Origin of the sequence: Fibrobacter sp. (assembly GCF_045112255.1) — a bacterium.
In the GTDB taxonomy this organism is placed as follows: domain Bacteria; phylum Fibrobacterota; class Fibrobacteria; order Fibrobacterales; family Fibrobacteraceae; genus Fibrobacter.
Map to the genome: position 1 here is coordinate 18,368 of NZ_JBGUHR010000135.1, position 19,822 is coordinate 38,189.

21 protein-coding genes and 1 tRNA gene are annotated in these 19,822 nt (G+C 50.7%); 1 reads left to right on the forward strand and 21 read right to left on the reverse strand.

Annotated features, from left to right (window positions below; genetic code table 11):
• Positions 1-7 precede the first annotated feature (7 nt).
• The 11 genes from ACJMM9_RS17255 to purU all read right to left on the reverse strand — a co-directional run bounded on the left by ACJMM9_RS17255 (position 8) and on the right by purU (position 9,859).
• On the reverse strand, positions 8-733 hold the full coding sequence (locus tag ACJMM9_RS17255) for an EcsC family protein (protein ID WP_405329797.1): 726 nt from the start codon (positions 731-733) through the stop codon (positions 8-10).
• Between the two features lie 12 nt (positions 734-745).
• Entirely contained in the window at positions 746-1,033 is a 288-nt protein-coding gene (locus tag ACJMM9_RS17260; RefSeq protein WP_405329799.1) for a hypothetical protein, read from the reverse strand.
• Positions 1,034-1,053: 20 nt separating this feature from the next.
• Positions 1,054-1,389, reverse strand: a complete 336-nt coding sequence (locus tag ACJMM9_RS17265; protein ID WP_405329802.1) for a hypothetical protein — start codon at positions 1,387-1,389, stop codon at positions 1,054-1,056.
• Between the two features lie 139 nt (positions 1,390-1,528).
• Positions 1,529-3,148 carry a glycosyl hydrolase family 8 gene (locus ACJMM9_RS17270; RefSeq protein ID WP_405329805.1) on the reverse strand — a complete coding sequence of 540 codons (1,620 nt, stop codon included), beginning with the start codon at positions 3,146-3,148 and terminating at the stop codon, positions 1,529-1,531.
• 171 nt (positions 3,149-3,319) lie between these two features.
• A complete protein-coding gene (map, locus tag ACJMM9_RS17275) occupies positions 3,320-4,081 on the reverse strand; it encodes a type I methionyl aminopeptidase (protein ID WP_173831207.1) in 762 nt (253 codons plus the stop codon).
• Between the two features lie 40 nt (positions 4,082-4,121).
• Positions 4,122-5,513 (reverse strand): DEAD/DEAH box helicase, encoded by a 1,392-nt coding sequence (locus ACJMM9_RS17280; RefSeq protein ID WP_405329808.1) that lies wholly within the window; start codon positions 5,511-5,513, stop codon positions 4,122-4,124.
• A gap of 241 nt (positions 5,514-5,754) precedes the next feature.
• Positions 5,755-7,011, reverse strand: coding sequence for a hypothetical protein (locus ACJMM9_RS17285; protein ID WP_405329811.1), 1,257 nt, complete (start codon positions 7,009-7,011; stop codon positions 5,755-5,757).
• On the reverse strand, positions 7,008-7,703 hold the full coding sequence (locus ACJMM9_RS17290; protein WP_173467290.1) for a hypothetical protein: 696 nt from the start codon (positions 7,701-7,703) through the stop codon (positions 7,008-7,010). The genes ACJMM9_RS17285 and ACJMM9_RS17290 overlap by 4 nt, the downstream gene beginning before the upstream one ends.
• A 23-nt stretch (positions 7,704-7,726) precedes the next feature.
• Positions 7,727-8,398: an orotate phosphoribosyltransferase gene (gene pyrE, locus ACJMM9_RS17295; RefSeq protein ID WP_405329815.1), complete on the reverse strand. Its 672-nt coding sequence runs from the start codon at positions 8,396-8,398 to the stop codon at positions 7,727-7,729.
• A 9-nt stretch (positions 8,399-8,407) separates the two neighbouring features.
• Complete coding sequence (locus tag ACJMM9_RS17300; protein WP_405329818.1) at positions 8,408-9,010, reverse strand: hypothetical protein; 603 nt, start codon at positions 9,008-9,010, stop codon at positions 8,408-8,410.
• Positions 9,011-9,019: 9 nt separating this feature from the next.
• Positions 9,020-9,859, reverse strand: coding sequence for a formyltetrahydrofolate deformylase (purU, locus tag ACJMM9_RS17305; RefSeq protein ID WP_254917266.1), 840 nt, complete (start codon positions 9,857-9,859; stop codon positions 9,020-9,022).
• 107 nt (positions 9,860-9,966) lie between these two features.
• On the opposite strand from purU, the gene ACJMM9_RS17310 reads away from it, so the two are divergent.
• Positions 9,967-11,085 (forward strand): fibrobacter succinogenes major paralogous domain-containing protein, encoded by a 1,119-nt coding sequence (locus ACJMM9_RS17310; RefSeq protein WP_405329821.1) that lies wholly within the window; start codon positions 9,967-9,969, stop codon positions 11,083-11,085.
• Between the two features lie 134 nt (positions 11,086-11,219).
• Here ACJMM9_RS17310 and argS read toward each other — a convergent pair whose 3' ends face one another.
• The 10 genes from argS to miaB form a co-directional block, all read right to left on the reverse strand.
• Positions 11,220-12,932, reverse strand: coding sequence for an arginine--tRNA ligase (argS, locus tag ACJMM9_RS17315; protein WP_405329824.1), 1,713 nt, complete (start codon positions 12,930-12,932; stop codon positions 11,220-11,222).
• On the reverse strand, positions 12,919-13,338 hold the full coding sequence (rsfS, locus tag ACJMM9_RS17320) for a ribosome silencing factor (protein ID WP_405329826.1): 420 nt from the start codon (positions 13,336-13,338) through the stop codon (positions 12,919-12,921). Before rsfS ends, argS begins: the two co-directional genes overlap by 14 nt.
• On the reverse strand, positions 13,322-13,774 hold the full coding sequence (locus tag ACJMM9_RS17325) for a LytR C-terminal domain-containing protein (protein ID WP_405329830.1): 453 nt from the start codon (positions 13,772-13,774) through the stop codon (positions 13,322-13,324). The genes rsfS and ACJMM9_RS17325 overlap by 17 nt, the downstream gene beginning before the upstream one ends.
• Entirely contained in the window at positions 13,774-14,355 is a 582-nt protein-coding gene (locus tag ACJMM9_RS17330; RefSeq protein ID WP_405329833.1) for a hypothetical protein, read from the reverse strand. Before ACJMM9_RS17330 ends, ACJMM9_RS17325 begins: the two co-directional genes overlap by 1 nt.
• Before the next feature lie 71 nt (positions 14,356-14,426).
• Complete coding sequence (locus ACJMM9_RS17335) at positions 14,427-15,941, reverse strand: flotillin family protein (protein ID WP_405329836.1); 1,515 nt, start codon at positions 15,939-15,941, stop codon at positions 14,427-14,429.
• 143 nt (positions 15,942-16,084) lie between these two features.
• Positions 16,085-16,441, reverse strand: a complete 357-nt coding sequence (gene panD, locus ACJMM9_RS17340) for an aspartate 1-decarboxylase (RefSeq protein WP_072827166.1) — start codon at positions 16,439-16,441, stop codon at positions 16,085-16,087.
• Positions 16,442-16,447: 6 nt separating this feature from the next.
• Positions 16,448-17,179, reverse strand: a complete 732-nt coding sequence (locus ACJMM9_RS17345; RefSeq protein WP_088639284.1) for a hypothetical protein — start codon at positions 17,177-17,179, stop codon at positions 16,448-16,450.
• 25 nt (positions 17,180-17,204) lie between these two features.
• A tRNA-Leu gene (locus ACJMM9_RS17350) sits at positions 17,205-17,288 on the reverse strand.
• Between the two features lie 117 nt (positions 17,289-17,405).
• Entirely contained in the window at positions 17,406-18,332 is a 927-nt protein-coding gene (locus ACJMM9_RS17355; RefSeq protein WP_405329840.1) for an SPOR domain-containing protein, read from the reverse strand.
• A 135-nt stretch (positions 18,333-18,467) separates the two neighbouring features.
• Positions 18,468-19,790 carry a tRNA (N6-isopentenyl adenosine(37)-C2)-methylthiotransferase MiaB gene (gene miaB, locus ACJMM9_RS17360; protein WP_405329843.1) on the reverse strand — a complete coding sequence of 441 codons (1,323 nt, stop codon included), beginning with the start codon at positions 19,788-19,790 and terminating at the stop codon, positions 18,468-18,470.
• Between the last annotated feature and the right edge of the window lie 32 nt (positions 19,791-19,822).

A 19,822-nucleotide genomic window follows, 5' to 3' on the forward strand; every position in this document is an offset into this window, starting at 1 on the left:
AAAAAGATCAGTTGTTTTCGTCAGAATTCTGTGCGGTTGAATCGGTGCCGTTTTCTCCGCTTGCGCTTTGATCTGCACCATCATCGCCAGATTCAGATTCCTTGTCGATGGCGTTTTCGACGAGTTCCGGCTTTTCGACACCTTCGAGTGCCTTGAAGTAGGACTTGGCCGTCTTGCCGACTTCGTTTGTGTCGAAGTAGGTGTATGCTCCGTTACCGATGGCGCCAATGGCAGGGATTGCGCGGAGGGCGATTCGACCGAGGAAGTTTGCTGAAATCTTGACTCCGATTTTCTGGAGCAGCTTCTGGAGGGCTGCAAGCGATAGCTTCTGTACGACAATGCGGCTGCCCGTGCGGACGGCGACATCGCGGAGGAGCGAGGCTGCACTGTGGCGGAAAAGGCACCAGACCATTGCTTCACGGGAGAGCATCGCGAATTTGCCATAGGTGCAAGCGATATCGGAAACAAGCTGTGCCTGGATGCGCCAGACTGCTGCTATATCCGGAATGGAGGTGAGGACTCCAGTGAATCCTGCTGGGATAGAGAGCGAGGTGCTGACTGCTGCGGCTTTTAGGGCTGCCTGCTTGATCAAAATGTCTGCGCGCGTATCCGGGTCCCTGTTGGGGCAGAGGAGCGAGTCCGGAATATCCGTAATCAGGTTGAAGACGACCGAATTGAACATTTCCTGAATGGAATTGGATTCGTCTTTTTTGAATTCGTTAAAGTTTAACATGGCAGCCTCCTTCTATTTCAAGAACATTTTAACAATTCCTGCGAGGTTTGGGGGAATCATGTAATTAAAATTACTTTTTTCTAACCACAATTTCACAATTTCATCTATCCAAAGTCTATCTGAAGCGATTTTTGTGATGAAAAATTCGGTTCTTTCGCCATTTTCGACAATTTTGTAGTTTAAATGGAACGAGATGGGTGTCGTTTCGCCATGCGGAATGATTGTAAGGTCCATCGTCTGCTTTTCGGCGTTGACGCTGAAGGAGACGTTGTTCAATGCTTTCTGAAGTTGCTCTTCCATGATTGCTCCATCTGTGGCGGTTAGAACAAAATTTTTGCGAACAAACCCGTGCCCTTAGGGAGTGCTTTCTTGATAGAATGGCCTTTGAACCACCAGGCGGCGATTTCATTGACCAACATTCGTGGGCTGTCTACTTTGTTTATGACAATCATCGTTCCTTGTTCTGTATCTTCAAAACAGTAGTGTGCACAAAGTGTGGTCGGCGTAAATTCTCCGTGCAGAAGGATGGTCACGGTTGCTTGATTTTCTAGCGAATCGATATCGACGTTCTGAATTTCACCAAATCTGTTGATGAAGTCATTGCGCCGGAAAAACATCTCGATGGCTTTGTCTCGTGCGTTGCTGAGAAAGGACATGGTACTTGCTAATTAGGATTTAGGAGTTCGGAATTAGGAATGACTTTGGATGGTTGTAATATATAATTTTTCACGAGAATAACAAAAAAGGTGTGCATCGCTGCACACCTATTAAAATCTTGCGAAATCGCAAATCTTTTTACTTCACGACCTTGTAAGTCTTGTCGCCAACAATGACGAGGAAGTTGCCTCTGCTGTTGATACGGACTTCTTGCAGGGTGGAGCTTGTCTTTGCAGCCTTGAGCACACGGCCGTTCACATCCGTGATTGCGAACTTGGAGCCGATTGCAGCGTTTTCAATGACAATAGCGCTGTTGTTGGACCAGACCTTCACGGAGTTGTTGAGCTTGGGCTTAGAGGCAATAGAAACATTGTCCGGCTTTGCGTTCACCTTGTAAAGCTTGCAAGATTCAAACGAATAGAAAGTCGTGTCCTTTGCAATCTTGACGCCATTGTGTTCGTTGGCGGTGACTTCCTTTTCCGTAACTTCCGGCTTCGGCTTCCAAATCTTGAATGTGCCGCTCAAGTGGAGCATGGCGAGGTAATGAACGAGACCGTCGTAGTAGCGGTATTGACCGGTCATGAGGCTTGCATCCCAAGCCATCTTGAGATTCTTCTTGACAGCGTCGTTATACTTTGAATCGTTCATCAAAGCCATTGCTGCCACGGCGTTTGCGCCGGTTTCGCCAAGCGTATACTGTTCCTGCGGATTGGAGCCGTCCCAGTTGAAACGAGCGTGCTTGTAGTTGTCTCTTTCGAAGAAGTCGATGATGCGGCGGGCCATTTCTTCTTGGCGAGCAGAATCTGCGCCGAAGAGGTAGTAGTCCATGCCGAAGTTCATTGCGCAGCGCATGGCATCGTACATGTACTTTTCTGCATTGCCGTTGTAGCTTACGCCGTGCGGAGTACCGTCGAAGTTGTTGTAATCCGAGAACAAGCCGGACTTCGTGTTGGAGGATTTGTACAAGTGATCGCGCGTTGCCTTTGCTGCCTTGCTCCACTTATCCTGATTGGAGGTGGACCAGCGAGCGAAAAGATCGACATAGGCCGGCAAGTCGTAAGACGGGTCGGAGAAGTTGTTTTCGTTGCCCTGCGGCTGGAACGTGATAACGTAATGCTGCGGGTTGAAAAGGCTATGCTGGCCGTTGTCCCACATCTTCTTCAAGATGTACTGGGCATCGTCCATGTACTTGCTGTCATTCCAGCGGTTCGCTGCAAAGAGGAGCGACATCATAAAATACATTTCGCCGTCCGGTGCGCAGTTGTCGTCACCGCCGGAGCCGCTTTCGTTGCGCTGCCAAGCGAAGTAGCCGTCCCAGCCACCGCTCTTGTGCCACATGTGGTTCTTGGCCCAGTTCCAAAGCTTGTCGAATTCTTCTTTGTGGCCAGTCTGCACGGCAATCATCATACCGTATGACATGCCTTCAGAACGGACGTCTCTGTTGTTCACGTCGAGAATGTAAGCTTCGTTGCCCTTGTCGTAATAGACCTTGGAATTGTTGTCGCCCTTAAAGTAGTGGTCCCACAACTGATCCATTTTTGCCTGGATTTCTTCGTCGGTCTTGCCCAAGACGGTCTTGAACGGGCTTTCGTAATTACCGGTGTAGTATGCGCCGGAATAGTTTTTTTCTTTATCGCAGTCCGGGCCATAGTAAGCGCCGTTTTCGTCAAAGAAATTGCCTACGGTATCGGCTGCAGTGGCCATGGCGGCACTGAACAGCAAGGAGAGAGAGAATGCAGAAAGTTTTGTTGTTTTCATGTCAACAAAATTATTCTTTTTTGATTTTTTTGAAATAGGAGCGTTTAAAATACTATTGTAAAACATTACATCAAAAGATTTTATACGTAAAAACGCCTCGTGCATTGGATTGCGCGAGGCGTTTTATATCTCTTTCGTCTTTAGTCTGTAGGGCGTTGCCCGTTCTCTCGTCTATCTTGGAAGCGTGAGGATGTCGATGCCATCCTTGGTCTTCACGACGGTGTGTTCCCACTGGGCGCTGAGAGAGCCATCGCGGGTCACAGCGGTCCAGCCGTCAGCGAGAGTCTTGGTGCCCGGGCGTCCGACGTTGAGCATCGGTTCGACCGTAAAGACGTTACCGATTTCAATGAACGGGCAACGTTCGTAGTTGCGGAAGTGGTAGACGGTCGGTTCTTCGTGGAAGCCGCGACCGATGCCGTGACCGCAGTAGTCTTCGACAACGCTGAAGCCGTGTTCGTCGGCGATGTCCTGGATGGCGCAGCCGATGTCGTTCCAGTGGGCGCCTCTTTCGCCAGCGGCGCGGATGCCTTCTTCCATGCAGAACTTGGCGGTGTCCACGAGTTCGCGGGCAATGTCAGAGACCTTGCCGACGCAGAACATGGCGGACGTGTCGCCGTGGTAGCCGGAGAGGATCGTCGTGATGTCGATGTTCACGATGTCGCCATCCTTGAGAATCGTGTTTGCGTTCGGGATGCCGTGGCAGACAACTTCGTTGATGCTGATGCAGGCGTAACGCGGGTAACCGTGATAGCCCATGCAGGCGGAAATGCCCTTGTGCTGGCGAGTGTAGTCGCCGATGAATTCATCGATTTCGAGCGTGGAGACGCCGGGCTTGCACATTTCTCCAGCACGGATCAGCGTTTCGGCAGCGAGAGCGCCGGCATCGCGGATCAGTTCGATTTCTTTTGCTGATTTTACTTTGATTTTTGCCATTTCTAGGCCTTCTTGTTTTTATTTAAGTTCTTTTGTGCGCCTACTTTTTCCATGCGAATCTGTCTAACAGGTAGGCAAGTAGCATCTGGTCGTCGGTTGTGCCGTTCGCGAGATCCTTAACGAGCGGGAGCATGCGGCTGATGCGTTCAGTTGCTTTTTGACCGCCGAAGTGCTTGCGGACTTCTTCGAGGCGGACGCGTGTACGTTCACTCACCTTCTTTGCGATTTCTTCGTTCGTGAGCGGATCCATCTTGATGAAGTTGATGCCGAAGTCGACTGCCGTCTGGCGGAGGTCGATTTCTTCGACCGGCGTGATAAGCGAAATGCAGAGGCCACTGCGGCCTGCACGGGCGGTACGTCCGCTGCGGTGCACATAGACTTCGTGGTCGGCGGGGTGGTCGTAGACAATCACGTGCGTCACGTGGTCCACGTCAATACCGCGGGCGGCAACGTCTGTGCAGATGAGGATCTTGAGCTTCTTGTCGCGGAAGGCGTTGAGTGTCTTTTCGCGGAGGCTCTGGGTCACGTCGCCACTGAGTGCGCCGACTTCAAAGCCGTAACCGGAGAGCACCTGTTCGAGGTAGCTCACGTCGCGCTTGTAGTTGCAGAAAATCATGCAGCTTTCGGGATGGTAGTATTCCAGAACCTTGATGGTCATGGAATCCTTTTCCATCACGTCGCAAGTGTAGTAGCGGTGTTCGAGGTTGTTCGCGATGACCTTGTCATAGCTGAGCGAAAGGAAATCGGCACCCGGGCGCTGGAATTCTCGGGCAAGGCTCTTGACCGTCTGCGGGATCGTGGCGCTGTACATTGTGCAGGAGATGGCCTTTGGCAAGTACTTGCGGATCTTCTGCATGTCGGGGTAGAAACCCATCGAGAGCATTTCGTCTGCTTCGTCAAGCACGAGGTCGCGGATGGAAAGTAAGTCTACGTTACCGCGCTGGATGTGGTCCATGAGGCGGCCCGGAGTGGCAACAATGACATGTACGCCGGAGCGGAGCGCCTTGATTTGCGGTTCGTAGCTCACGCCACCAAAAATAGCGACGGACTTGATGCCTGTACCCTTCGAGAGCTTTTCGAATTCTTCTTGCACCTGGATGCAGAGTTCTCGAGTCGGCACGAGGATGAGTGCCTGCGGATACGGATGGTCACGGACAATGACCTGCAAAAGTGGGAGGGCGTATGCGCCCGTCTTGCCCGAACCCGTCTTCGATTGCACGAGCATATCGCGGGCGGCGAGCATGTAAGGGATGGACTTGCGCTGGACTGGCATCAGTTCGGTCCAGCCGTGTTCCCGGAGAATAGCCTTCTGTTCTTCGGGGAGCATATCAAACGTATAATCGGGGAGCTTGTTCTTGGGCTCGATAATTTTGACAGGCGTTAAAAACGGATTTACTCTTTCTTTCGTTTCTTCTTTAATTTCGTCACTCATAGTGAGCGCAAAGATAGAAAAATTGCAAGTGGAAGGTCTTTGTTAAGAGTTACAAGTTACTAGTTACTGAGGTTGCTTTGCTGTAGTTTTGAGTTCTTTTTTTGTCATTCTCCGTTAGGAGGATCCATACAATTCAAAATCTGCAATGTATGGATTCCCTCCTTCGCTACGCTCCGTCGAGAATGACTTTTTTATAGAATCTCTATTAACTAATGACCAATGACTAGTAACTAATAACTAATTAAAGCGTCCAGTGGTATTCAAACCCGAGGCTAACAAAGCAATCGAGGGTGAATCTTCCGATTGTTGTGGGGGCGGCGCCTGCATCGGGTGATGGGGCTTCATAGAGGTCTCTTCCTCGGCTTGAAATCCCTGCACGTAAGTCGAGACCATAATGCTTTTTAAAGATGAACTGACCGCCAACGCCTACTAACGCGCCTTTGTAAACATCTTCGAACTTGATGCGGTATTTGTAAGCCCTGGAGGGTGTCTTGACCCCTTTTTTCAATTCGATGTTTTCAGAATAGAACGAGTATTGGAATCCCAGGAAAAATAGCGGTGTGATGTCTAGCCACGTGGTGATGGGGTAGGTCATGGACAAAAGTGCATTGAGTCCGATGTCATGCTGTCCAAAATTCCAGTGGTCTAGCTCGCGATAGACGGTATCAGCTTTGTCCGTTTTCATATCGCGGTTGGAATAACGGTACAGAAGTTCAATGCCTATAAAACCGTGCCAGGTAACGCCTGTATAAAGTGCAAGGAACGGGTCTGCATCGTCGATAAAGTTCCAAAGGCTTACGGAGTCCTTAGTAATGCGGTAGTTCTTGACTCGGCTTTTGGTGTGGCTTCTGGTCCAGTTGTCGGGGGTAAGCGGGAAATGCGCCCGGGAATAACCGATGCCTGCTCCCGCCCAGATTTTCAAGTTCGGGACTTCCTTGTAAAGGTCGTCAGGTTCGGTCTGCTGCTTGAGACGTTCTTCCTTGGTAAGGCGGCGCTTGGTGCGCTTGTCGAAAAATGTGGCGGCGATATCGTCGCTGAGGGCGACCTTGTCGGTGTTTGCCTTGACGATGCCTGCGGCTTTGGGTTCTTGCGCCGTTTCATCAAAAATGGCGATCTGGATGTTATTCCCTTGCGGCGCGAGGAACAGGACGATGTTGTCTTCAAGAGCCTGGATCTTTGCTGCCATGCCGGGGTGCCTTGTGCGCAAGTAGCTTGAGGGCAATCCTTTTTCAAGATTGTTCGAAAGCCAGGTGCCGTAGCGTGTGGCTATGGTGTCGCGTTCCCATTCGCCGAGTTCGCGGCACTTGGGTTCTCCGATGCCTGTGTTGTTGCGCCGAAGCGAAAGGCAAAATTCATTGGCGTTGATAGGCGAGTTGCCGTCAAGAGTCCAAATGTAGACTGTAGCATCTTTCCAGAGTGTAAAACGAGAATCGAAATACACTTCAGATGCGCTTGCCCAGGCGGCCAAAATCATCAAGATAACGAGGAGCTTTTTCATTTGACAACTCCTTCGTAAAGGTTCTTCCTGATTTTCTGTACCGCAATCTGGACCAGGTTTGTCAAATTGTTGAGCTTGTAAATTGTAATGGGCTGCTGAATTTCGTCAACAGCGCTGAATAACGGGCGCTGCTTTAGGTTGTCCCAAAGTGTATACGAAAAAATGGCGCTGACGTTATCGGGCTTGCGGATGCTGCCACTTTCATTGTGGATAAGTGCATAATCAAAGAATGTTTCGCGTTTCAGATCCGTACCGATAATGAATTCGTGCAGTATCAGGACAACGGGAGGCACATTCCCTGCGGAGTCCTTGAGCGTAACGCCTTGTTCCGGAATGTGGCCCTTGATGAATATGCGTTCATCAAGCTTTAAGCTTTCTTCGGGGAAAATGCGGTTCGAGGAATCCGGGATGACTATGAGGTTTCCGTATGCCTTGCGCATTTCGGTTTCGAAGGTGTTGCGGCAATGGAGCGTTCCCTTGATCTGGATGCTGTCTGTCCCGATTTCGAGGCGCTTTGCAAACCAGTTGGAACGAGTAATGACAAATGCGTTTTCGATGCCTGTCACCGCAATACCGCCATAAGGTGCCTTATGGTATGCGGGGTGGCTTGCTGTCCAATGATAAGAATCTGCACACCCGGTGAGCATGCAGATTGCAAATCCAATGGAAAGTATAGACTTCTTAAATGTCATTTACTCTCGTTTTCTCAGAAGCTTTAGACTGCGCCCCATTTTTCGCGGTAAGCATAGACGCGATCAAGGATTCCTTCGGGGGCGTTAATGGCCTTGCGGTTTTCTTCGCTTTCGAGGAATGCGATGATGTCGTTGATGTTTACGATGGAGTGGGCTTCGATGCCGTATTCATCTTGCACGGTCTGGAGAGCTGACTTGCCGTTCTCGAGCTTTTCTTTGCGGTCCACGGAAATCAAAAGGCCGATGACGTTTGCATTTTCAATCTGGGAAAGCGCCTGCATGGTCTCGTTGACGGAAGTGCCTGCGGTGATCACGTCTTCGATGATGACGACATTTGTCTTTTCGGCATACTTGTAACCGACGAGGGAACCGCCTTCACCGTGGTCCTTGACTTCTTTTCTGTTGTACGTGAATGTGAGATTCTGGGCGTACACGTCAGAGAGTTTCATTGCCGTTGCTGCACAGAGCGGGATGCCCTTGTAGGCTGGTCCGTAAAGGTTCTGTGCCTTGCCATCGAAATGGACCATGTATGCGGCGGCGTAGAATTCAGCAAGCCTGGAAAGCGATGCTCCTGTACGGAACTCGCCAGTGTTGATAAAGTAAGGCGTTTCGCGACCGCTCTTGGTCACGAAGTTGCCGAATTTGAGAGCGCCTGATTCTACGAGAAAGTGTACAAAAGAGTCTGTTTTATTCATTGCAAATACCTAAGCCTTGGCTCCAAGAAGGAGTGCTACAACTTCAGAGATCATGTTGTAATCGGTTATGAACTGGATCGCAACCATTGCGACCAAGCATAATACGCAAAGTACTAAATAGCTGTGGAAGGATTTTTCAAAACCCTTGATTTTTAGCTTGAAAATGAGCCAAACGCCAAAGCTCAGGATCGAACTAAAGACCCAGGCGGCGGATGTGTTCAAGTCTACAAGTCGGCTAACGGCAAACGTGATGGTAATGCCCGGTAAAAAGAAGAATGCGATGCTCAAGACGACGAGCAATGCAAAGCCTACATAGTAAGCAAGTCCGCGGTCTTTCTTGATGATGACTTGAGAACCGATCGAGGTCTGTTCTTCTTCGCCAGTCATCGGGTTTACGTATGTTTCCGGCTTGAACTGCTTGTACGGGGAATTCGAAGATTTTTCCTTCGGCTTTGCCGGAGAAATGACTTCGCCCGTCAGCGGGTTCACAAGTTCTTCGGTAGACTCTTCGATTGGCTTTGTGACTTCGGCCGTAGCTTCGGTCTTGACTTCGCTATCTACAGTTGCGGTCGGCTCTTGATCGGGGACTTCATTCTTGATTTCTTCGGACATTGGGATCTCCTAGAGAATAAATGTTCTGCCGGCGTGAACGAACACACGGTGTTCAAGCCACAGTTTGAGTGCCTGCGACAGCGTACGCTTTTCAATGTCCTTGCCGAGTTCGACGAGTTCATCGATGCTTGCCGTTTCAGGAACGCGCTGGATGTCTTGACAAATGATTGGCCCCTGGTCGAGGTCCTCTGTCGCAAAGTGTGCTGTAGCACCGATGATCTTTACACCCTTGTGCCATGCCTGGTGGTAGGGCTTTGCCCCCTTGAATGCCGGCAGGAATCCGTGGTGGATGTTGATGATGCGGTACTTGAATTCTTCGGTAAACGATTCGCTCAAGATCTGCATGTAGCGGGCGAGTACAACGGTATCGGTGTTTGTTTCGGCAATGATTTCGCGGAAACGGTTCTCGGGAATGGACTTGTCCGGGTTGGACGGCACATAGTAGAACGGTACGCCAAAAGATCCGCCAACAGGACCTAGATCCGGGTGGTTACCCACGATGCAGCTGAATTCGCAGGGGAGGTCGCCGTCGCGATGCTTGAGGAGCAGGTCGTAAAGGCAGTGGTCAGTCTTTGAAACGAATATGGCAACGCGTTCGGTCTTGGAGGTATCGAATAGCTTCCAGTTGAGCTGAAGGTGCGGGGCGATGGTCTCGAGGTGTCTTTTGACTTCGGGAATGTCGTCTGATTCGATGTCGAATACGGCGCGTAAGAAAAAGGTTTCGATATCCTTAGCGGTGTGTTGCTGGAGGTCGATGATGTTTGCTCCGGCTTTGGCAAGGACTTGCGTGGTGCCGGCGATAAGCCCTTTTTGGTCAGGGCAAAGGATCTGAAGAATATAACGAGTCATAGACATATTACAATATTAAAAAATTTAGGCCATATTACCAAATATTTTACGAACAACTAGATGAAAAATAACTAACATTACAATAAGAATATAAAAAGGATTGATAAATGGAGAGAATTAAATTGTTCAAACTTGGAATTTGCTCTGCGCTCATTTTATCCGCGCAGGTATTTGCTGCTCCCCCAAAAACGTGGGATGCCATTTTTAACGCCGAAGGCCAGGGTGACTACACTGCGGCAAAGATTGACGGCAATATCCGTTTTGGCGAATACACGCACTACAAGAATATCCAGCCGGTTTCGTTCCGTATTCTTGATGATAAGTTTGACTTTTCTGTTGCGGGTAACATGACTGTTCCGGCAAAGATGGTCGAAGATCCGAATTTTTACGAAAGCTGCCGTAATACGATGGAGGCTTGGGTTTCATACTTTGACAAGCCGCGGCGTTTTGGTAACGAAGACCTCATCATCAATATCGCCGGTGTGGACTTTGCTTGCGGTAACGACTTGTTCAACGTCCATGATTTGCGTATAAAGTTTACAAATCCGCAGGCCCAGAAGGCTTGGGTCGCAGAACTTGAAGGTCGCCAGAAGTACAAGCGCGAACAGCTCTCTGCATTCCGCGTTGCCGAGCAGGAACACCGCGCCGAAATTCGCGACAAGTCTACTTCGTTTACGGACCCGCGTGACGGACAAGTTTACCGAATCATCAAGGTCGAAGGCCGCGAATGGTTTGCCCAGAACGTGAACTACAATGTTGAAGGCCACTCCTGGTGCTATGAAGACAAGGATTCTTACTGCGCTCGTAGCGGTCGTCTGTACGACCTCGAAGGTGCCCGCAAGGCTTGCCCGGAAGGATGGCACTTGCCGCGTGACCGCGAATGGTCCGACATGCTCAAGGGCCTCACGGGTTGCTACGATGGTGTGGACAAGTGCGGTAACTTTGCTACAAAGATGAAGGCTACGACTGGCTGGCAGGGCGGTGGCGGTACCGACGAATACGGTTTCACCATTTTCTCTTCGGGCTATCGCAAGCTTCTCGGCAAGTCTACGGTTCGCTATGAAGACATGGGCGAATACGCTGGCTTCTGGTCTGCACAGAATGGCCGTAACGAAACGATTTGGCTTTGGGCTATGGGACGCATGAGCGACCAGATGGTTCGCCAGCTCGTTCCGGCAACGGCTAGGAACAACGGCTATTCTGTGAGATGCATTAACGGGAATTAGTTTAGACGAAAGACGAGAGACTAGAGACGAGAGTTTTTTAGTCTAGCATTTATGAAAAAAGCAAGAACATATGTTCTTGCTTTTTTACTTTCGTCTCTCGTCTGTAGCGACGAAGTCGCGTTCTCTCGTCTAGGTTACATCTGGCGGATCGGGAAGAGGCCGAGCAAGTCGAGCACGTTTTCAAGCACAATCTGCGTAGACTGCACGAGGAACAAGCGGGACTTTTCTTCGGCAGATCCGAGCACACGGTCTTCGTGGATGAACTTGTGTGCGGCTTCGGCAATTTCGAGTGCGTATTGCGCGAGTACGCTCGGTTCATCGTCCTTGACGGCGGCGAGAATCTTTTCGCCCTTCTTGGCGAGAATGTTGATGAGGCTGTAGGCGGCGTCATCGGTAAGCTGTGCGTAATCCACGTCGGCCACCGGAACGGTGTAGCCGGCCTTGCGCATAATGCTGCAAAGACGGACGTGTGCGTTCTGCACGTACGGACCAGTATCGCCTTCGAAGCTCATGACGGCATCCCAGTCGAAGCGGACGTCCTTCAAGCGGCTGTTCTTCAAGTCGTTGAAGGTAAGGGCGCTGATACCGATCTGGCGAGCGATGAGTTCCTTGTTTTCGAGGGTCGGATTCTTTTCGTCGATGAATTCGAGAATCTTCTTCTGGGCGGCTTCGATCACATCGCGAAGGAGGCTTGCCGTACCGGTACGGGTCTTGCCCTTTTCCCACTTGCCATCGACCATCTGGAGAATCACGCCGAACGGAATGTGGTACATGTCCTTGTACCATTCGCGGCCCATCTTCTTCAAGACGTGGAACACCTGCTTGAAGTGGAGTGCTTGTCCGAGGTCCACCACATAAAGGCACTTGTCGAAGTTGTATTCCTTCTTGCGGTAGATGGCGGCGGCGAGGTCACGGGTTGCGTACAACGTGGAACCGTCACTCTTGCGGATAAGGCACGGGTTCAGGTCGAATTCGTCGAGCATCACCACGTCGCGTTCCTGGCTGTTTACCAACAAGTTCTTTTCACGGAGTTCGTCGAGCACTGCCGGGATCTTGTCTTCAAAGAAGGATTCACCGGTGTAGTGGTCAAAGCCAACGCCCATCATGTCGTAAATGCGCATGAGTTCCTTGAGCGTTGCGGCACGGAATGCGGTCCACAGCTTGCGGTAGAATTCGTCACCTTGTTCGAGCTTCGTGAATGCGGCGCGTGCTTCGTCTTCGAGACCGGGTTCTTCCTTGGAGGCCTTGGAGAAGCTTGCGTAAAGGATGTTGAGTTCCTTCACAGTGAGTGCGTTCAAAGTGGCGTCATCGGTCGGGAGCTTTTCGCGGAGGTACATCACGATGAGCTTACCGAAAGCGGTGCCCCAGTCGCCCAGGTGGTTGATGCGTTCGACCTTGTAACCGGCAGCCTTGTAGATGCGGGCAAGCGAGTTACCGATCATTGTGGAACGCAAGTGGTGGAAGGCGAGTTCCTTACCGATGTTCGGGGAGCTGTAGTCAATGCAGACAACCTTGCCGTTCGATTCGGCATGGCCGTATGTGAGACCCTTGGCGGCGATTTCGTCGAGGGTGGACTTGGCGAGGAATCCGCGGTCGATGAAGAAGTTGAGGTAGCCGTTCACGGCTTCAACCTTGGAAAGCCCTGCCGGGAGCTGAACCTTGGCGGCTAAATCTTCGGCAATGAGCTTCGGTGCCTTGCGGAGTGTCTTTGCAAGCGAAAAGCACGGAATAGTGTAGTTTCCGTGGCTCGTGTCAGGCGGCACGGAGATAAGTTTCAAAGCCGTATCTTCTGCAAATGCACCCGTTGCGGCGAGGGCTTTTGCAATTTCTACATCAAATGAGTTCATTGTCGTCTCCAGACTTCTTCTTGTCTTCGCGGATGAAGTCTTGTTCGTCGAGGTTCATGAGTTTGCCGTCTGCGTAAAGACGGTCGAAGGAAATTTCGTTTCTCTTTTCTTCTTCGAAGAGGTGAACCATCAGGTCAAGACCAGCATCGAAGATGGCCCAACGCACACCTTCCTTGTATTCAACACCAACGTAGTGGAGCTTGCGAGCCTTGAATTCCTTGGTAAGTTCATTCAGAATGGCCTGCATCTGGGCTTCACTTTCGCAAGTGGCGATGAGGAAGTAATCCGCTTCGTTTTTGACGCCGCGGAGGTCGATGAGCTGCACGTTCTGGGCGCGAAGTTCAAAAAGGATTCCTGCACCAAGCTTAACGGTTTCAGAAAAATCTTGGTTATTTGTTGCTGTCATTTTGTTCTCCCTGATCGGGTTCTATTATTTGTTGAAAATCTCTACCTGTGTGTACGACGGCATCGACTGTGGCGTTTTTGTCGAGTATGACAAGAACGTTCGTTGTCTTTAAGGTGGCTGCGAGAGCCTGCGCACCTTCCCATTCCGGGTTCCTAAGCACGATGATCGTTTCGTCGTAGTTTTGGAGGCGGTCATTGCCGATATGGACTACATCAAATCCATTATTGCGTAAGAAAGCGCGCATCTGGGTGGCTGCGCCTTTCATGCTACAGCTGTTCAGCACTTCGACTTCGCCTTTGATGTTATGAACTTTGCGAACGACCGGCGCTGGCTTTTCTTCTTCGCAGCCACAAAACGCTGTAGCGACAGGCAACAGCGTCAATATCGTCAAGGCTTTGCGAAGCTTTTTGCAAGCTTGGATTGACTGAACATTCATCACCTGCAAAAGATAGAATTTCTCCACGGAGTGCATGGCTCGTAGAGATGATTATAAGGGCCGTAAGCCTTGAATGCGTCTTTTTCGTTGATGAACATGACCCTGAACGTCATTTTATCGTTTGGTTTGTATTCGAGTGAAATATCAGGAATCAGGACATCTACGTTTCCCTGTTTTACATCTTCCCGTGCGATGCCTTTACCAAAGCGGAGACTTGAATAAAGCGGCATCCAAAGACCTACATTGGCATACAAATGAAGCGCTGGCGTAAATTCGTATGCGAAATGTGCCATGAAGCTTTGCTGCGCAAACGATCCAAATGAACCGCCGATGAAGCTCACGGAATAGGTGTAGGCTACTTTCAGTGCGGGATCAAAGGTGTCGTGACGTACAAGGCGTTCTGGGTCAAAGCTTTCGCGATTCCAGGGAATGCCGCTTTCTTGGATAACGTAGATTGTATCGACAACAGTATCCTGTGCTGCAACGAGTGTTTCCGAGAGCGCAGCCGAGTCTGCCTTTGCGGGGGAGGTGGCAAAGGCAAGCGCAGCAAGGAACAACACTGTAAAACACACGAATCGCATATAGTGAATATATAAAAAAGGAGGCTTCGGAATAAAGCGAAGTCTCCTGGTTGAGTTTGATTTTTCAGGAATTATTTTTTGTTGTCGGCTTTGGGATCGTCGTTTTTGGTGACTCCGGCGAGTTTTGCACCGAACATGGAGCCAAGTACCGTGCGGAGGTCGATGCCGAGCGAATCCGTGAGGCCGTTCGTGACCTGCGTAAGCGTCTTGGTGATGTCGCCAGTAAGCTTTGCCGTATTGCCTTCACCGTACATGGTGATGTTGCCAATCTTTTCCATCGGCTTTGCGATGGCGGCTGCGATTTGCGGCATCTGCTCGAAGTACTTTTCAATGGTCTTGAGCTGCATTTCCTGGCGGGCAGCGTCGCCGTAAAGTTTCATGGCTTCGGCCTTCTTGTTGAGCGCTTCGGCTTCTGCAAGACCTTGTGCCTTGATGGCTTCAGCTTCAGCGAGACCCTTTGCCTTTGTGGCTTCAGCTTCAGCGAGAGCCTTTGCCTTTGTGGCTTCAGCTTCGGCAAAAGCCTTTTCCTTTTCGGCGTCTGCGATCTGCTTGATGGCCTTGGCGCGCTGTTCTTCCTTGTAACGGACGGCTTCGGCGTCTTTTTGTTGCTGGAAAAGTTCGGCTTCGGAGCGCTGGATCTGGGCCTGGCGTTCGGCTTCGGCTTTCTTTTCGATTTGAGCCTTAAGTTCCTTTTCGGTCACCATGACCATGCGTTCGCGAATTTCAATTTCCTTTTCTTGCTTGGCGACTTCAGCTTCGGCCTGTGCCACGTTAATTTCCTTCTGCTGAGTCTGCTTCTGGATTTCGTAAGCGGCGTCTGCGATTGCCTTTTCCGTATCGGAAATTTTTTGCAAGTTGGCCTTTTTCACGGCGAGGTCGTTTTGCTTCTGGGCGATTTCGAGTTCTGCGGCAACGGCTGCGTCGTTTGCTTCTTTCTTGGCCTGCGACTGTGCGACGCTGATATCGCGTTCGGCATTAGCCTTGGAAATGGCGGCAGCCTTGCGGATGGCAGACGTCTTATCGACACCGAGATTTTCAATCACGCCGTTCGCGTCTTCGAAGTTCTGGATGTTGAATGTCTGCACCACGATGCCGAGCTTTTCAAGGTCCGGGATCGCGTTTTCGAGCACGAGTTCAGAAACCTGCTTGCGATCCCCCACGAGGTCCACGAGCTGCATGCGGCCGACAATTTCACGCATGTTACCTTCGAGAATGTCAACGATCATCGCGCGGATATCTTCGGGCTTCTTGTTCAAGAAGTTCTGAGCTGAGGATTTGAGACGGTCTGGATTGTCCGAAATCTTGGCGGTCACGACGGCATCCACGGATACATTGATGTAGTCCTTGGTGGGAACGGGGCTGCCTGTCTTTACGTCAATCTGGATCAATTGCAGGGAAAGGTGGTCCGCGCGTTCGAAGAACGGAATTCTGAAACCGGCACGGCCGATGATAACCTTAGGTTCTTTGCGGATACCGGAAACGATGATGGCTTCGTCCGGTGCGGCCTTGATGTAGGACATCGTGAAGATGCAGATGAAAAAAAGTGCTGCGATGCCTACAGCGACATACATTAAGTCTATTTGCATTGAATAACCTCAATATTATAGTTTACAATTAATATACAACATTTGATTTGTTCTAAAAAGCAAAAACGGAAATTTTTTTGCGGTTTGTTATAAAAAGAAAAAGCCCGGCGGAGCCGGGACATTCAAAAGCAGAAATCCGTCTGCTAGATCTTTTCGATGATTTCGTTTTTTCCGTTAACGCGGATGACGGTTGGCTTCCAGGTCTTGGCTTCTTCTGGGGACATCGTTGCGTAAGCCACGATAATCACGAGGTCTCCCGGCTGAACAAGGCGCGCTGCGGCACCGTTCAAGCAAATCACGCCAGAACCGGCTTTGCCTTCGATCACATACGTATCAAGGCGGGAACCATTATTGACGTCAAGGACGCCAACTTTTTCGAAAGGAAGGATGCCTGCTGCATCCATCAGATCGCGGGCTATAGTGATGGAGCCTTCATAGTTGAGGTTCGCATCCGTAACTGTAGCGCGATGAATTTTGCTTTTAAGTAATTCTAGCTGCATTGCTGCTTAGAACTTGACATTGAAGAAACTTGCAACGCCCTGGTCCGGAGTCGGAATGATGCCAAAGCTGAAGCGGTTTGCGTCTGGATTGCTATCCCACTGAGTGGTGATAAAAGCATCTGCAAAGGACCAGAGATGAGCGGCTGCGATTCCGATGAATCCCCACCACCAGTAGCTCTTATCCTGAGAGTAAAGAACAATTGTCGTTGCGATACTGCCAATTTCGAGGACATCCATGAAGGTTGCCTTGGCAGTCTGCTTTGTTTTCCACTGATAGTAAGACGGAATCAGAAGAGAAATATAGGCACTGCTCTGGTCGCCATTACGATAGCGGTAAGAACGGTCGATGTCTGCATCTTCCATGCCTTCGGCACGCTGGCTGAGCCAATCTTCTTCGCTCACGCCGAGACGATTCCATGGCTTCTGCAAATATTCAGTCGGGCGGATACCGAGTTCAACGAGCTTCGTGAGCTTTTCACGAGAAACGCCCTGTTCCTTAGCCTGCTGGTATTCCCACTGAGTAAGGCCCATGTCTTCGTACTTGAAGCCTTCCCACTGACCACCGACGGCCTGAGCGTTACCGATGTTTGCTTGATTTGTTGCTTCGGCGTTTGCCTGTGCAATAGAGTCTGCTGTAGCAGCATCTTGGAAATCGTCAGAAAAGAGGTCGTCAGACTGAGCAAACGCTAGTGAGCCCGCGAAAAGAACAGCAGAAAGCACTTTGAACATGTTACTCATTTTGATCTCTTTCTTAAACGTTTAGTGCCGGGGGAGGGAATCGAACCCTCACACTCTCGCGAGTACTGGATTTTGAGTCCAGCGCGTCTACCAATTTCACCACCCCGGCGGGGGAGCACAACAAATATAGCACTATTTTTGCTTTTTTTGTAGGTATAAAGCGAAAAAACGCAAGTTTTCTGCGTTAAAAACTGTAAAAAATTTTTTCGAGTATAATTTTAATTGCTTAAAGGGATTGCTTGATTAGCATCGGCCTAAATTCCACATTGAGCGGAGCCAGCTTTTTTGCTCCGTAATCTACTGCGCTTTCCTTTGTATCGAATGGGCCTGTGCGCACGATATAGAGGACTTTGCCGCTTTCAAGCGTGTTCTGGCTGATGGTGCAGTTGATGTTGCGCTTTTTAAGATTGTCTACGAGCAGGTCGGCGTTGGACTTGACGCCAAATGCGCCCAGCTGCAGTTGCCATGCGGATTTTGTTTCGGCGGGCTTTGCTTCGGGAGCCTTGGCCTGTGCGGGTTCGGCCGTGGCGGTGTTTGCTGCGGCCTTGGAATCAGCGATTTTAGCAGCGTTATTGTTTGCGGCCTGTTCAGCTTTTGCTTGCTCGGCTTGAGCTTGTTCCTTCTTGGCGGCGGCAAGCTTCTGGGCTTCGGGATTGCCGAGATTCTTGCAGGCTTCGTTCAAATCTTCGCTGTGGGCGCGGTCCTGGACGGCGACGCAGACCTTTTGTAGCACGGTCACCTGATGCGGCTGCGAAGTTTCAATGGCGTGTACGAGGGATTCGGCAGCCTTATTGTAGCGGCCAAGGTACATCTGGAACTGAGCCTTGGTCATCATGAGGTCTGCGTAAATGGCTTGCTGCGGGTTCGTCTTGTCAATGAGGCTGTCGAGGCGCTTGCCGGCCTTGCTGAAATCAGCGGCGATGCCCGTTTGCGAAAGGGCTAGCACGTTCCATAAATAGCATTCGGTACGAGAGGCTTCGGGCTCGTTCGGGCAAACCTGTTCGTATGCGGCGGCGGCGACTTTCCAGTTGCCGTTGACGTAAGCTTTTTGGGCGGTGGCGAGAGTCGGAGCGGCCTCAGCAAAGGAAGCTGTAGCGGCAAACGCGCTCAGTGCGCCTGTAATAACCAAATTGTGAATAAAATATTTAGCCATATTACCCTCTAGTTACCCTCAAGAGTAAAGATATAAATATTTTTACGAAATGGCACGTTTTGAACGCGTAACTCGTTGATATTCCGTAAGTTACGATGTCTGACTGGAACGCACGGTCAGTGGCTTTCGGTCGTGCTACACGAGGGTGCCGCGGAGCGTCCAGCCGCGGATGTCGTCAATTTTCACCTTGACGTAATCGCCCGGCTTGATGATGCGGCCTTCTTCCGGCTTGAAAATGACCTTCTTGAAGTTGTCCGTCTTGCCGACGAGTTCCGTCTTGTCGCGGGTGGAACCGTGTTCGACGAGAATTTCTTCGGTGCGGCCAATCATCATCTGGTTGCGCTTGAGTGTGATGGCGTTCTGGAGTTCTACGAGGCGTGAATGGCGTGCCGACTTTTCTTCGGGCGTGAGGATTTCGGCTTCGTTGAACGATTCGGTGCCTTTGCGCGGGCTGTAGATGAACATGTATGCCGTGTCGAATTGGCAAGCTTCGAACGCCTTGATCGTCTGTTCAAAATCTTCGTCAGTTTCGCCGACAAATCCGCAGATGACATCTGTCGAAATCGCGTAGTACGGGTCACGGCTACGCAACTGCTCGATGACGGTCATGTACTGTTCCATGTTATGCTGACGGCGCATCTTCTTGAGAATGGCGTCGGAGCCGCTCTGGAGCGGAATGTGCGCGTAATGGCAAACTTTCGGGTTGTTCAAGAGAACGTCGATGAGTTCGTTCGTGTAATGGCGCGGGTGCGGGCTTGTAAAGCGGATGCGCTTGATGCCGCCGATTTCAGAAACTTTTGTCAGTAATGTCGTGAAGTCTGCGTTTGGCGTCTTGTATGCATTCACCGTCTGGCCGAGCAGCATCACTTCGGTGATGCCCTTGTCGGCGGCGCGTTTGACTTCAGTCAGCACGTCGTCCATGTCGCGGTATTTCTCGGGACCGCGGAGGTATGGTACAATGCAGTAGCTGCAGCGCTTGTTGCAGCCGCGCTGGATTGCAACGAATGCGCTCACGTCATTCTGGAGCTTGGCGTATTCACCGAGGTAGTTCTCGTCGCGGTCTTCGTCGATGAACATCTTGTGGTGCGTCTTGTGCAGCGGGCTTTGTGCATCCCCGAACAGAAGTTCCGGAATTTTGCGGTACTGGTCCGGGCCTACAATGTAGTTTACGTTCTTGAGGCGCTTGAGCAGTTCTGGTCCGCGATTCTTGGCCATGCAACCGCACACGACGACTTTCACGTCGGGATTCTTCTTGCGCAAGTACTTGAGCTTGCTGATGTTCACGATGGCGGTTTCCTCGGCCTTTTCACGTACGCTGCAGGTGTTCACGATGATGATGTCGGCGTCTTCCTGGTTGTTCGTCTCGACGCAACCGCACATGTCCAGCTCCTGCGCAATCATCGCGGAGTCGTATTCGTTCATCTGGCAGCCGTATGTGGCCAAGTGGTATTTTTTCATGCGCGCAAATTTAGTAAAAGGCGAGCGACGCG